Below are 13,992 nucleotides of genomic sequence, written 5' to 3' on the forward strand. Positions count from 1 at the left end.
GAGGTCAACTTAGAACTTGTACTGGGCCGTGAAGTAGAGCGAACGCATCATTGGATCGGCGTAGCGTGGATCGTAGCCAACCTGGTGACCACGCGAGCTGCGCAGCGACAGCGGCGGTTCGCGGTCAAACAGGTTTTTGATACCTGCGCGCAAGGTCACTGCTTTGCTGTACGCATAGCGGCCCTGGAAGTCAACCGTCGTGTACGAAGGCACGTGCAGACGGATATTTTCCTTCGTGCTGGTGGCCAGGTTTACCACTTCGGCCGAAGCGTCGGTATAGCCATTACGGTAGCTCACGACGACAGTGTTGGTCAGCTTGCCCGATTCCAGGCTCATGTTGAGCTTCATCAGGTTACGGAACGTCACGGCATCGGAAATGCCGTAGAAGTTCATGTTGTTGGTCCACTGATCCTTGGTGCCTGGTACGGTGTAGTCGGCCTTGAGCATATGGGTGCCGCTCAGGTTAGCCGTGAAGTTACCGAAATCAAACTTCTTACGTGCCGTCATATCCCAGTCGATACCGCGATTGTGTGTCTGGCCGATGTTCATCGACAGCGACTTGAACGCAAAGTACGGCTTGCCGGTCGTCGGTTCGATATAGGTGCCGAACAGGTCGCGGTACATGCCTGGGTTGTTGAACGCCTGCGCTTCGCTCACGGCTGAAACCGCGTCGGTGATTTTTACGTCCCACAGATCGGCGCCGAACGAGAATGCCGAGCTAGGCTCGATACGGAAACCGACGGTGAACTGTTTCGATTTTTCCGGCTTCAGGTTTTCGTTACCGCCAGCCATTTTATTGTACTGGGTGTTAGGCGCACGGCACAGTGCATCGCCTGGGAATGGGCAATTCCAGTTAGCACCGGTAAAGCCGTTGTTGACCAGAGGCTGACCAATGCTCAGCATGTCCGGGGCCTTGAAGCCCGTGCCGTAGGAGCCGCGCAGCAGCACTTGCTGTATTGGCTGCCAGCGTGCCGTGACCTTGTAGGTATTGGCATTGGCGTCTTTGCCGATGGTTTTGTTGATGACGCCATTGTCGATCGCCGATACGGAGTCATAGCGGCCAGCCAGGCTGACTTCCACCGTTTTGGTGATCGGTGCCAGCAATTCGGCGAAGACACCGTAGGTTGAACGGCTCAGGTCGTAACGTGGCGAGGTGTTGAAGCCGTAGATGGTGCTGGTGTTTGCACCTGCGTCTGGCGTCTGGCCGTAGTTGTACTCGCGGTAGTCGGCGCCGATGCCGATGTTGGCTTTGCCGCCTGGCAAGGTGAACAGTTCACGGGAGCCGTGCGCATCGATGCCGCGCATGGTGGTCGATGCCGTACGGATCGAGCCGTTGAATTGCGAATTGTTGATCAACGTTTGCATTTCCGACGATGGAGTGCCGGCCGGCAGGAACGGGTCGAACGCCGGATTTTTCAGCAGGGCCTTCATATCGGCCGTTTTCGCATAGCCACCGACGTAGCGTTCGTTGATGGCATTTTGCGACCAGGTCAGGCCCGCATCAATGTTCCACGCGCCAATTTCGCCTTCGACGCCGATGACGAAGTGCTTGGTCTCGGTGATGGTGTTGGAGTCGCGGGTACCCCAGTCGCTCATGCGATAGTTGGCTGACACGGAGGTGATGTCCTTGACTTGCTCTGGTGTCAGGTAAGGCAGGACATACTTGTTGTACTGCGCACCGTTAAGCGCAATGGGGATTGCCACCGGATTGGCCGAGATGCGCGCGGTCAGGTCATAACGCGAGTAGGCGACTTCGGCAAACGCATTCAGCGAATCGTTGAGTTTGTAGGTGGCGCGGGTAAACAGGCTGTCGCGCTTCGATTCAGGCACGATTTCAACCGTCGAACCGCCATCGTAGCCGCAAGCCAGCTTATTGGCTGCCAGTGGGGCATTGGTCGCGGCGCCACAATTATTATTCTTCGCCAGGTATGGATTGAAGAGGTAATCGTCTTTGCCTTTGACGGACACGGTGGCGTTGGCCGGTGCCGTGCCTATGGCGGTCTTGTCGAAGACATATTGTTTGCCGTTATGGCTCACTGGAATACGCGACGAACGGGCGAACGTGCGGTCGGTAGCGCGCAAGTTCGATTGCTCGTCATGGCGGTACGATACCAGCACGTTGAAACGGTCTTCGTCGATATCGCCGAAGCCGTAGGTCACGTTGGTGTTCCAGGCGTTGCCGCCCTTGTCTTCCGGACCGCCGTAGGTGGCTTCCAGGGAGCCGCCTTGCTGGTTCTTCTTCAGAATGAAGTTAATCACGCCGGCGATGGCGTCCGAGCCGTACAGGGCCGAAGCGCCGTCGGTCAGCACTTCGACGCGTTCAACGGCGCTCATCGGAATGGCGTTCAGGTTGACGGAAGTGCCCGAGCCTTGTGGCGCGATGCGGCGGCCGTTCAGCAGGACCAGGGTGTAGTCTTCGCCGATATCGTGGATCGACGCGCTGGTGCGGCCGCCCGAATTGGTGCCAGCTGCGGCGGCACCGACGGTAAAGCCTTGCATGGCGGGCAAGGCCTGGAGCAGGTCGGCGACCGTGGTGGCGCCTGTCTTGGCGATTGCTTCTTGCGTCAGGCGCTGCACAGGCAAGGCGCCTTCGACAGCGATACGCTTGATGCTCGAACCGGTAATTTCAACTTTTTGAATTGCTTCGTCCGCCATGGATTGGCCAGAGAACAAGACGCTACCTGCCAGAACGGTCAGGGCCAGGCGTACGCTGCGTACGCCAATTTTTTCTTTAAATGCCATTGTAACAATTACTCCGTAGTAGTTTTAATAACGACAAGCAGTACACGAGCACGTATAAGCCATCGGATAGATGACCAGCGGTGCTCGTGTACGGTAGGCGGAACCACGTCGGTAGGAGGTGGAAGACTACTTAGCGCAATATTGTTATAAATGCACTTTTGACTTGTCGAGGCGAACATTATGTCGTCTCAGCAAGAAAAAATGCATATCAACCGTGTCGGATTTGGCAATAAATTACGGATACAGAAGAATATTTAAGTTAATTGTCAAATCGCAGTTTTATATTTAATAATATCGGTGTTTTTAAAAATGATGAATGGCGTTTTTTTACAACATAAAATTATTGTATTGGCAATTCGATGTTTTGCCTGCAATAATTCGACGAAATCTGTCGCATTGCAGAATTTTTGAAAGGCAAAAAAACGTAAAAAAAACCCGTTGAAAACGGGCTGGTCGAATTGTGACAACGTGCCAGTCAGACCGTGTGCCAGTCTGCCTGCCGCGTCCTGTCCGGCATCGGCTTACAAAGGCTGGAATACGCCGGCGGCGCGGTTCTTTTGCACATTGTCCCAGGCGAAGATCTGGCCATTCATGGCCACGTACACGCCGGCTGGCAAGGTTTGCGCCACGCCGCAGGCAAAGCCGAGGTTGAACAGGGCGTCGGAGTTGTCGATTTCGTAGGGAATCATGGCGCCCGTCAATATCACCGTTTGCTGCAGGTTCGCCGCGCCCAGCACTTGCGCTGTTTCGCGCATGGTGTCGGTGCCGTGGATGATGACGATGGCTTTCTCTTGCGCTGCGCGGCACGAGGCCAGCACGCGCTGACGGTCCGCATCTTGCATGTCGAGTGAATCGAGCAGGGGCAATTGCTCCAGCGCCACGGGCGCCGTCATGCGCGCGCGGGCAATCGCTGCCGGCAAATGACTGTCGGAAAAGCCCAGGGTACCGTTCAATTCGTTGTAGTGTTTGTCGAAAGTGCCGCCAGTGGCGAGTATGCGCAAAGTCATGATGTGGTCACGATGTCAGTGGAGAATGACGCGCATGATAGCGTGGATTGTGTGCCTTGCGTGAATGGCGGACCGCGGCGGGCCGTTGCGGATCGCATCTGGAAAATTTGGCCATCTGTGAGTACACTGGTTTCTTTGTTTGCCTGCCACCCCGACTCCGTATGAAAGCGCTCGCTCCCGGCACCGTCATTTTTCACCGCCACCGCGGTTACGGGGTGATCACGTCCGTCAATTTGCTGACGGGCTGGATCGCCGCCCGTTTCGGCAGCGAAGCGCGCACCCTGGACCTGAACCTGTCGACCGACGACGTGCAGTTTGCCGATGGCGAAGCGATCCTGTTTAGGCGCGCGCCACCGGACCGCATGCCGCACGCGCGCCTGATGGCCATGGTGCGCGAGCTGCACCAGGCCGGCTATCAAAAACTGTATCTGTATTCGTGGCCTAAACCGTCGGGCCTGCACTGGCGCTGGCATTTGTTTACGGGGCCGCGCGACTGGATGCAGCGGCCCTGGCGCGAAGGCTGGTACGGTTCGGGCGCCGATTACAACGTCAACCCCGTGATGGGCTGGGGCGATACGCCCGGCGCCACCACTGGCGAGCTGATCGACGCCCTGGCCCGTTTCGACCCGCAAGGCCTGGCGCAGGCGCTGGGACGCGACGACGACCATAGCGCGTGGTTTGGCCGTGTCTGCGACGCCTTATTACCCAATTACATGTACAGCCTGGACATGCAGCGCACGCCAGGCGAACCCTTGCCCGACATGCCGCCCGTGCCGGTCGTGGCCGTGCGCGCCGGCGTGGCGCCGTACCGTGGGCCGGACATCGCCTGGCCGCCCGGCTGGGCCGGCCTGTGGCGCGGCCGGCACGTGCTGCCCGCGCCCGCCATCCGCATCACGGGCGAGCCGGACTTGCTGAAGGGCTTTCAGCGTTCCTGAGGGGCTTGCCGCGCATGCTGCAATGCTTCGGGATTGAGCAGGCGCGAGCATTGACCCTGCGTAAAATCAACGATGTTTTGCAAGGCGTAGCGGAAATACAGCTCATAGCTGTCACGCTCGACGTAGCCCAGGTGGGGCGTGGCCAGCACGTTCGGCAGCAGCAGCAATGGCGAGCCTGGCGGCAACGGCTCGTCCGTAAACACGTCCAGCGCGGCGGCGCCCGGGCGCCCCTGCGGCAAGGCCGCTTCCAGCGTGCCATCAGCGACCAGCTCGGCGCGGCTCGTGTTGACGAACAGGGAAGTGGGCTTCATGCGCGCCAGGTCCTCGCTTGTTACCAGCCCGCGCGTGGCGTCGGACAGGCGCAGGTGCAAGGTCAATACGTCTGCCTGTTCAAAGAAGGCCTCGCGCGATGTTGCCGCCGTATCGCCGGCCGCCACGGCCGCCGCGCGGCTCGCTTCGCTGCCCCACACGAGGATGGTCATGCCGAAAGCGCGGCCATAGCCGGCGATCAATTGACCGATCTTGCCGTAGCCCCAAATCGCCAGAGTGCGCCCCTTCAATACCGTGCCAAGCGTGTTGCGCGTTGGCTCCAGCGACGACGTCTGCCACAGCCCTTCCTGTAAATGTTGCGCGTAGGGCACGATCTTGCGCTGCGCCGCCATGATCAGCGCCCACGTCAGTTCGGCCGGCGCCGTGGGTGAACCGATACCTTCCGCGATGGCGATGCCCAGCTCGGTGGCGGCCGGCACGTCGATGTGTCCACTGACCTTGCCCGTTTGTGAAATCAGTTTCAGGTTCGGTAACTTCGACAGCAAGGCCCGGTTGAAACTGCTGCGTTCGCGGATCAGCACCAGGGCGTCGAACGGCGCCAGGCGGATCGCCAGCTGGCCCAGGCCCCGCGCCGTATTGCTGAACACTTTGACCTCGTGGCCATCGAGCAACTGGAAGCAGTCGAGGCCGCGCACGGCATCCTGGTAATCATCAAGTATGGCAATTTTCATGGTGGATGGCCGATTTTAGTGAGGATTTGGTAGGGAAATAACAGGATACGGAAAATGCTGAATAGCCTACTACATTAGTCAAGCTATTCTCCTACATTTTTGCGAGAATAGCTGTTACGCGGGTGTACAATCGCCGGCACTTTTGAAGCTTCCTGATGATAGTTATAGCGCAAACTGTTCCTGCAGCCTGGGTGCATGATCCAGGTACACGACACCAGAGCCCTGCCCGCGTGGACACACCGCCCGCAGTGAGCCGCAGCCACTTCTCAACGATGCTGCCTGTCTTGCCGGAACGACCAGAATTTCTTTTATTGGTATTGGAGGTAATATGAATCAGCCCGTCATGGGTGGCGTCGCCGCACTCAACGTCCCAGCTTATATTAAACAACAGAAACTGATCAACTGGGTGGCCGACATTGCCGCGCTGACCAAGCCAGAGCGTATTTACTGGTGCGATGGCTCGCAAGAAGAGTATGAGCGCCTGTGCGCTGAAATGGTTGCCAGCGGCACCATGAAAAAACTGAATGCCGAAAAGCGCCCGAATTCCTACCTGGCCTGCTCCGATCCGAGCGACGTGGCCCGCGTCGAAGACCGCACGTATATCTGCTCGGCAACGAAAGAAGCGGCCGGCCCGACGAACAACTGGACCGAGCCTGGCGAAATGCGCCACACCTTGAACGGCCTGTTCGACGGCTGCATGCGCGGGCGCACCATGTACGTCGTGCCATTCTCGATGGGCCCGCTGGGCTCGCCGATCGCGCACATCGGCGTGGAACTGTCCGATTCGCCGTATGTCGCCGTCAACATGAAGATCATGACCCGCATGGGCCGTGCCGTGTACGACGTGCTGGGCACGGATGGCGAGTTCGTGCCGTGCGTGCACAGCGTGGGTGCACCGCTGGCCGCTGGCCAGGCCGACGTGAAATGGCCATGCAACAGCACCAAGTACATCGTGCATTTCCCGGAAACGCGTGAAATCTGGTCCTTCGGTTCGGGCTACGGCGGCAACGCCTTGCTGGGCAAGAAATGCTTCGCCCTGCGCATCGCCTCGAACATGGGCTACCAGGAAGCGCAAGCATCGGACAACAATCCGGGCTGGCTGGCCGAACACATGCTGATCCTCGGCGTGGAATCGCCGGAAGGCAAGAAGCATTACGTGGCGGCGGCGTTCCCGTCGGCTTGCGGCAAGACCAACTTCGCCATGCTGATCCCGCCGGCAAGTTTTAACGGCTGGAAAGTGACCACCATCGGCGACGATATCGCCTGGATCAAGCCGGGCGCCGATGGCCGTTTGTACGCCATCAACCCGGAAGCCGGTTATTTTGGCGTGGCGCCGGGCACCAACGAAAAAACCAATTACAACTGCATGGCCTCGATGCGCGACAACACGATCTTCACCAACGTGGCGCTGACGGACGACGGCGACGTGTGGTGGGAAGGTTTGACGAAAGAAGCGCCTAGCCATTTGATCGACTGGCAGGGCAAGGACTGGACGCCAGCGTCCGGCACCAAGGCCGCGCATCCGAACGCGCGCTTCACGGTGGCGGCTACGCAAAACCCCGTGATCGACGCCGCCTGGGACGATCCGGCCGGCGTGCCGATCTCGGCCTTCATCTTCGGCGGCCGCCGCTCCACCACCGTGCCGCTGGTCACCGAAGCGCGCAACTGGGTCGAAGGCGTCTACATGGCCGCCACTATGGGTTCCGAAACGACGGCCGCGGCCGTGGGCCAGATGGGCGTCGTGCGCCGCGATCCATTTGCCATGTTGCCGTTTATCGGCTATAACATGAGTGATTACTTCCAGCACTGGCTGGACATGGGCGTCAAGGTGGGCAAGGTCAACCCGGCCGCCCTGCCGAAGATCTACTGCGTCAACTGGTTCCGTACGGACGAGGCTGGCAAATTCGTCTGGCCTGGCTTCGGCGACAATATGCGCGTGCTCAAGTGGATGCTCGAGCGTATCGAAGGCAAGGCGGGCGGCGTGGAAAACCTGTTCGGCACGACGCCGCAGTATGGCGACCTGAACTGGGATGGCTTGCCATTCACGCAGCAACAGTTCGACACCATCACGTCGATCGACAAGGCCGCGTGGGTGGAAGAGTTGAAATTGCATACGGAGTTGTTTGAAAAACTCGCGTATCATCTGCCGCAGGAATTGGCAGATCACAAGGCTGCGCTGGAAAAGCGGCTGAGTGCATAACTAAGTTAGCGTAAAGCGGCATCTGACCAGCGCAGTAGCTTGTCAGGTGTTGAGAGTTGTAGTGGGGGAGAAACACGCTGGCAAAGACTGGCGTGCGATAAATGACACGCCGGCAATGACTGGGGTGCTATCAAAAAGAGAAACGGCGCGGATTGCATGAGCAATCCGCGCCGTTTTTTATTGTGCTGCCACCCTTATTGCTTGAGCAGCGGTCCCAGGTACTTGCCCGTCACGCTGGCCGGGTTCAGCGCCACATCTTCCGGCGTACCCGAGGCGATGATCTGCCCGCCGCCGGCTCCCCCTTCAGGGCCCAGGTCGACGATCCAGTCGGCCGTCTTGATGACGTCGAGGTTGTGCTCGATGATGACGAGGGTATTGCCCTGGTCGCGCAGACGGTGGATGACTTTTAATAATAAATCGATGTCGTGGAAGTGCAAGCCCGTCGTCGGTTCGTCGAGGATGTACAAGGTGCGGCCCGTGTCGCGCTTGGACAGTTCCAGCGACAGTTTCACGCGCTGCGCCTCGCCGCCCGAGAGGGTGGTGGCGCTCTGGCCCAGCTTGATGTAGCCGAGGCCCACGTCGAGCAGGGTTTGCAGCTTGCGCGCGATCAGTGGCACGGGCTTGAAGAATTCATGCGCTTCTTCCACCGTCATGCCCAGCACTTCCGTGATGTTCTTGCCCTTGTATTGCACTTCCAGTGTTTCGCGGTTGTAGCGTTTGCCGTGGCACACGTCGCACGGCACGTAGACGTCGGGCAAGAAGTGCATCTCGACCTTGATCACGCCATCGCCCTGGCACGCTTCGCAGCGTCCGCCCTTCACGTTGAACGAGAAGCGGCCCGCGCTGTAACCGCGTTCCTTGGCCGTCGGTACGGTGGAGAACAAATCGCGGATCGGCGTAAACAAGCCCGTATAGGTGGCCGGGTTCGAGCGCGGCGTGCGGCCGATCGGCGCCTGATCGACGGAAATGACTTTGTCGAAATGCTCCAGGCCACTGATCGAGTCGTGCGGCGCCGGCTCCGTCTGCGAACCATACAAATGGCGCGACAGGGCAGGATATAACGTATCGTTGACGAGCGACGACTTGCCCGAGCCGGATACGCCCGTCACACACGTCATCAAGCCCACCGGCAAGCTCAGCGACACTTTTTTCAGGTTGTTGCCCGTCGCGCCAGTAATGACCAGCTGCTTTTCCGGATTGCTGGCGTGGCGCTTGGCCGGCACGGCGATTTTCAGCTTGCCGTTCAGGTACTGCGCCGTCAGCGATTTCTTGTTCTTCAAGATCTCGGGCAGGGTGCCTTCGGCGATGATTTCGCCGCCGTGCACGCCCGCGCCGATACCCATGTCGACGATGTAGTCGGCTGTGCGGATGGCGTCTTCGTCATGCTCGACCACCAGCACGCTGTTGCCGATGTCGCGCAAGTGTTTCAAGGTTTCGATCAGGCGGTCATTATCGCGCTGATGCAAACCGATCGACGGTTCATCGAGCACATACATGACGCCCGTCAAACCGGAGCCGATCTGTGATGCCAGGCGGATGCGCTGTGCTTCGCCGCCGGAAAGCGTGTCGGCGCTGCGGTCCAGCGACAGGTAGTCGAGGCCCACATTGTTGAGGAATTTCAGGCGCGAAATGATTTCCTTGACGACCCGGTCCGCGATTTCTTTCTTGGCGCCCGTCAGTTTCAGCTTTTCAAAGAATTCCAAGGTCTCGCGCAGCGGTTTTGCCGCCACTTCATAGATGGCCCGTTGTTGCTTGCCCGTGCCGACCTTGACGAAGCGCGCTTCCACGCGCAGGCGCGCACCGTCGCAAGAAGGACAGCATTTCTCATTGATGAACTTGGCCAGCTCTTCCTTGACGGCCATCGAGTCCGTCTCGCGGTAGCGGCGCTGCAGATTGTTGACCACGCCTTCGAACGTGTGTTCCTTGATGACTGTGCGGCCCCGTTCGTTCACATAGCTGAACGGAATTACTTGCTTGCCGGAACCGTATAGCACGGCTTGCTGAGAATTGAGGTCCAGCTGCTCGAACGGCATGTCCAGGTCGAACTCGTAAAAGGCGGCCAGGTTCGACAGCATCTGGAAGTAAAACTGGTTGCGGCGGTCCCAGCCCTTGACGGCGCCGGAAGCGAGCGACAGGTTCGGGAACGCGACGATGCGTTTCGGGTCAAAGAATTCAATGTGTCCCAGGCCGTCGCATTCGGGGCAGGCGCCCATGGGGTTGTTGAACGAGAACAGACGCGGTTCCAGTTCCTGCAGGGAATAGCCACACACATTGCAGGCGAATTTATTCGAATACACGTGCTCCTGGGCCGTATCCATCTCGTAGGCAATGGCGCGGCCGTCTGCCAAGCGCAGGGCCGTCTCGAAACTTTCCGCCAGGCGTTGCTTGATCTCCTGGTTCACCTTGACCCGGTCGATGACGACGTCGATCGTGTGTTTTTCCGTTTTCTTTAATTTCGGGAGGTCATCGACTTCATAGATCTTGGCCGCATGCGTGCCGCTCTGCACGCGAAAGCGCACGAAGCCCTGCGCCTGCATCTGCTCGAACAGATCCACGTGTTCGCCCTTGCGGTTGGCGACGACGGGCGCCAGGATCATCAGCTTGGTGTCTTCCGGCATGGCCAGCACGGCGTCGACCATTTGCGACACGGACTGGGCCGCCAGCGCGTTTTCCGGATGGTCGGGGCAGTACGGCGTGCCCACGCGTGCATACAGCAGGCGCAGATAATCGTGGATTTCCGTCACGGTGCCGACCGTGGAGCGCGGATTGTGCGACGTTGCCTTCTGTTCGATGGAGATGGCAGGAGATAAGCCTTCGATCAGGTCGACGTCGGGCTTTTCCATCAATTGCAGGAACTGGCGCGCATACGCCGACAGCGATTCGACGTAGCGGCGCTGGCCTTCCGCGTACAGGGTGTCGAAGGCCAGCGAGGACTTGCCGGAGCCGGACAAGCCGGTAATCACGATCAGCTTATTGCGCGGCAAATCGAGATTGATATTCTTGAGGTTATGCGTGCGAGCGCCGCGAATGCGGATCTGTTCCATGTGATTGCCTTGCTTTCAGTGAGTGGTGCGGCCGGCGCATTGTGCCTGGGTGCGGATGAGGAGCCACAACGGGTCAACCTGTAACTATAGCCGGGTTTTGCTCTGCATGCCTGAGGCAGTCACGGGCGGATTGCGCCGCCAGGCGAACGTGCCCCGACAAAGTTTGATACAGATGCGTGCAGACGTTTAAACACTGTATATAATACCAGTATTCAAGTTTCTTGTTTTCACCTGCCGTGAAAAAAACGTGCTGCCGCACGGGAGAGGGCGTCCGCCAGAAAGCGGGTGCTTTGCGCCGCGTGGTCGCTTATAATCCTCGTTTAGTACACTAAACTAACGCGCGGGACACCGGCTCCCGCTGCAGTTCATCAGGAGTTATTCATGGCATCAGTCAACAAAGTCATCATCGTCGGCAATCTGGGCCGTGACCCGGAAATCCGCTACATGCCTAGCGGCGACGCGATCGCCAACATCGCCGTGGCCACTTCGTACAAATCGAAGGACCGCAACACGGGCGAACAAAAAGAATTGACAGAGTGGCACCGTATCTCGTTCTTCGGCCGCCTGGCGGAAATCGTCGGCCAATACCTGAAAAAAGGTTCGTCCGTCTACGTCGAAGGCCGTCTGCAAACCCGTAAATATACGGACAAGGACGGCGTCGAGAAGTACGCAACCGACATCATCGCGGAACAGATGCAAATGCTGGGCGGCCGTTCCGGCATGGGCGGCGACGCCGGCGGTGGCGATGACAGCTACGGCGGTGGCGGCGGCTACGAAGCCCCGGCTCCGCGCCAGGCGCCAGCCCCGCGTCCAGCCCCGGCGCCGGCGCCACGCCCGGCACCGAAGCCAGCACCGAACTTCTCGGACATGGACGACGATATCCCGTTCTAATTCGTACTAAATCGCAGTTTTGTTCATGCAGGCCCGTTTCTCTTAGTGAGAGCGGGCTTTTTCTTTACCCACACAATATTTTGTGGCTTGCTACCTATTTAACTGAACTACTAGTTGAAAGACTTTGTGGGTTTGATGCCCCATGTTTGTGCCTTATGCAACATGGGTTGCTTTTGGGGCCGCTTGATGGAGGATTCGTCAAGCTAACGACCTGCAGTCCAAGTTGTGCAGGCGCTTGGGGATGATGAAGTCACCGATATGGGACATTGAAAAACGACAATTGATACGCGGCGAAGCTATGCTAGAATTAAAACGGGATGAGGGGTGGTTCCCTTCCGCAGCAAGTTCCGTAATTGCGGGCTTAGAGAGAATAGACTGTACAACTTAGTCCCTCAAAATTTTACAGCTGATTGAGGCTGGCGACTATTCGGTCGCGAATCGCGCACTGGCACCGCTGTCCCGGAGCGCTCTTTGGCAACTCGCCAAGGGGTGTTCATGCTCTTCATATTTTATTATCCCTATCCCCCACCTTCTCAGGTATTACCCCTAGCGCCCGCGCGCATCGGCATAGCGCAATTACGCCTCGAGAATTTCAAGACGTTCTACTCGTTCAGTCTCCCGGCCCCCTTCGGCCCTCTCTTCGTTTTTACCACGCTTCAACGCAGGTTTCTATACCTTGATAGATACCGAAGGGAGGGGCGAGCGGCCAACACGATTCACTTCGTCTACGCCAGCCGGAGCTAAGCCGATTGGCGTCGGCAGTCCCGTATCGAGTCGTAGACCTTGAAGAAATGAAGGAAGACGCAGGAAAGTCCAACGTCATCCACATCGGGCGCATGGGTTTACGCAGGAAGAGCGATGACAAACCGCGCCGGCCGGTGGATGTTCAAACGCAAGCGTCACGTTTTCCTTACATTGCTACCTCCGGCCGATAGTCAGTTGAATAATCAAGTTCTGAAAACTGTATCCGCACATTATGTGGACCGCAGCGGCCGGTAGCCGCGATATCAAGGATTTCGTCACATGCTGAAATGGGAATACATCAACCAAAATCGTGCAGCTTGTTTCTGTGAGTATGCGACTGGTTTTATCAATGGCCGGGAGGTGTTGGTCGTCAAGCAGACCGCACATTCGAAGACCGCTATCATGAACATGATGGAAGAAATTACCTCTGGTTTGCTTGCTGGGCCGCTGCGTGCCACTGACGCCACGCAATTGCGCGTGTTCACATTCTGCCCATCGGAGAAACCCTCTGAGCCTCAGTGGCAGGAAGTGTCGTTCGGAACCATCGTCCGGCGCCCGACCGAGCAGGGACTTGTGCAAGCAATAATAAATTCGCTGTTCCCGCTTAAGCAGCCCTACGTGGTCTCGGGAGCACAATGGGACAGGGTCTCATCTGCCATACAAGTTCAATTGGAAAACATTGATCCTGACAGACTGGCTCGTTAGGTTGGCTTCGTTCATTGACACAATTTTTTATGCCAATACTTGTTAGTAGGCATAACCGTTCTGATCGGATTACCCCGATCACTAAGCAAAGCCCTGCACATCCTTGATGTGCGGGGCTTTTTTTTTGCGGCGGACAGGATGGGTTGCCACGCCAGCAGGCGGGCGCGTCCTGTGCACAATATTTTCCAGGGGTAACAAAAAACCGTGGCTGCCGCTTTACTGTCCAGTCGTGACAAAACGAGAGAATGTCGTAGATGAAAGCTTATAAAATAATCTACGCCACCGTTTGCCGGTGGCCGGAAGCGTGCTTTTTTTGCGGTTCCGAGCGCAGGTCCATCACTCAAGGAGAAACTTATGATTAGTAACACCCAAGTGGTTCATGGTACCGGGTCTTTCAACACCTCTGGCTATTCCCTGAAACGCGCCAGCCGCGACATCGCTGCTGCCAGCAATGTCGCCGTGGCCGCACTGGATATTGCCGCGCTGGAAAACAGCCGCATGCACGGCGCCGCGCCGAAATGCTCGCGCAATAACCTCGAGTGCATCGTCGGCCCGAGCACCGTGCTGTCGTCGATGTAATCACTGACTGTGCCCAAGGTGGTGCTAGCCCCTAGCCCACCTTGGGCTTTCTCCGAGGGAGGCTCAATGAATCGAGAATTAATTGTAGTAACGACCCATGGAACATCCAGTTTTGACATCGGCGAGGATGAGCGCGTGCTCGAT

General features: G+C 58.0%; 9 protein-coding genes. 5 read left to right on the top strand and 4 right to left on the bottom strand.

Features of this window, described 5'->3' with window-relative positions; genetic code table 11:
* Positions 1 to 9 precede the first annotated feature (9 nt).
* Positions 10 to 2,655 (bottom strand): TonB-dependent receptor, encoded by a 2,646-nt coding sequence (locus tag ACPJXG_RS00585; protein ID WP_425253085.1) that lies wholly within the window; start codon positions 2,653 to 2,655, stop codon positions 10 to 12.
* Positions 2,656 to 3,263: 608 nt separating this feature from the next.
* The gene (locus ACPJXG_RS00590) at positions 3,264 to 3,749 is read right to left on the bottom strand and encodes an asparaginase domain-containing protein (protein ID WP_034781194.1); all 486 of its coding nucleotides are present in this window, start codon (positions 3,747 to 3,749) and stop codon (positions 3,264 to 3,266) included.
* A 161-nt stretch (positions 3,750 to 3,910) separates the two neighbouring features.
* Here ACPJXG_RS00590 and ACPJXG_RS00595 point away from each other — a divergent pair, with 161 nt between their 5' ends.
* Positions 3,911 to 4,684, top strand: coding sequence for a hypothetical protein (locus ACPJXG_RS00595; RefSeq protein WP_035823019.1), 774 nt, complete (start codon positions 3,911 to 3,913; stop codon positions 4,682 to 4,684).
* On the opposite strand, the gene ACPJXG_RS00600 is transcribed toward ACPJXG_RS00595, so the two are convergent.
* Positions 4,672 to 5,685 (bottom strand): D-2-hydroxyacid dehydrogenase family protein, encoded by a 1,014-nt coding sequence (locus tag ACPJXG_RS00600; RefSeq protein WP_425253086.1) that lies wholly within the window; start codon positions 5,683 to 5,685, stop codon positions 4,672 to 4,674. The two genes, ACPJXG_RS00595 and ACPJXG_RS00600, sit on opposite strands and share 13 nt — an antisense overlap.
* A gap of 328 nt (positions 5,686 to 6,013) precedes the next feature.
* Here ACPJXG_RS00600 and ACPJXG_RS00605 point away from each other — a divergent pair, with 328 nt between their 5' ends.
* Positions 6,014 to 7,885 carry a phosphoenolpyruvate carboxykinase (GTP) gene (locus ACPJXG_RS00605; RefSeq protein ID WP_035823014.1) on the top strand — a complete coding sequence of 624 codons (1,872 nt, stop codon included), beginning with the start codon at positions 6,014 to 6,016 and terminating at the stop codon, positions 7,883 to 7,885.
* Between the two features lie 194 nt (positions 7,886 to 8,079).
* Here ACPJXG_RS00605 and uvrA read toward each other — a convergent pair whose 3' ends face one another.
* The gene (gene uvrA, locus ACPJXG_RS00610; protein WP_402719732.1) at positions 8,080 to 10,929 is read right to left on the bottom strand and encodes an excinuclease ABC subunit UvrA; all 2,850 of its coding nucleotides are present in this window, start codon (positions 10,927 to 10,929) and stop codon (positions 8,080 to 8,082) included.
* 381 nt (positions 10,930 to 11,310) lie between these two features.
* On the opposite strand from uvrA, the gene ssb reads away from it, so the two are divergent.
* The 3 genes from ssb to ACPJXG_RS00625 all read left to right on the top strand — a co-directional run bounded on the left by ssb (position 11,311) and on the right by ACPJXG_RS00625 (position 13,848).
* Positions 11,311 to 11,820 (top strand): single-stranded DNA-binding protein, encoded by a 510-nt coding sequence (gene ssb, locus ACPJXG_RS00615; RefSeq protein ID WP_034781209.1) that lies wholly within the window; start codon positions 11,311 to 11,313, stop codon positions 11,818 to 11,820.
* Positions 11,821 to 12,843: 1,023 nt separating this feature from the next.
* On the top strand, positions 12,844 to 13,269 hold the full coding sequence (locus ACPJXG_RS00620; protein ID WP_425253087.1) for a hypothetical protein: 426 nt from the start codon (positions 12,844 to 12,846) through the stop codon (positions 13,267 to 13,269).
* Positions 13,270 to 13,623: 354 nt separating this feature from the next.
* A complete protein-coding gene (locus ACPJXG_RS00625) occupies positions 13,624 to 13,848 on the top strand; it encodes a hypothetical protein (RefSeq protein WP_035823006.1) in 225 nt (74 codons plus the stop codon).
* The last annotated feature ends 144 nt before the right edge of the window (positions 13,849 to 13,992 follow it).

The sequence above is a fragment of the Janthinobacterium sp. NFX145 genome (genome assembly GCF_049810325.1).
In the GTDB taxonomy this organism is placed as follows: Bacteria; Pseudomonadota; Gammaproteobacteria; order Burkholderiales; family Burkholderiaceae_D; genus Janthinobacterium; species Janthinobacterium rivuli.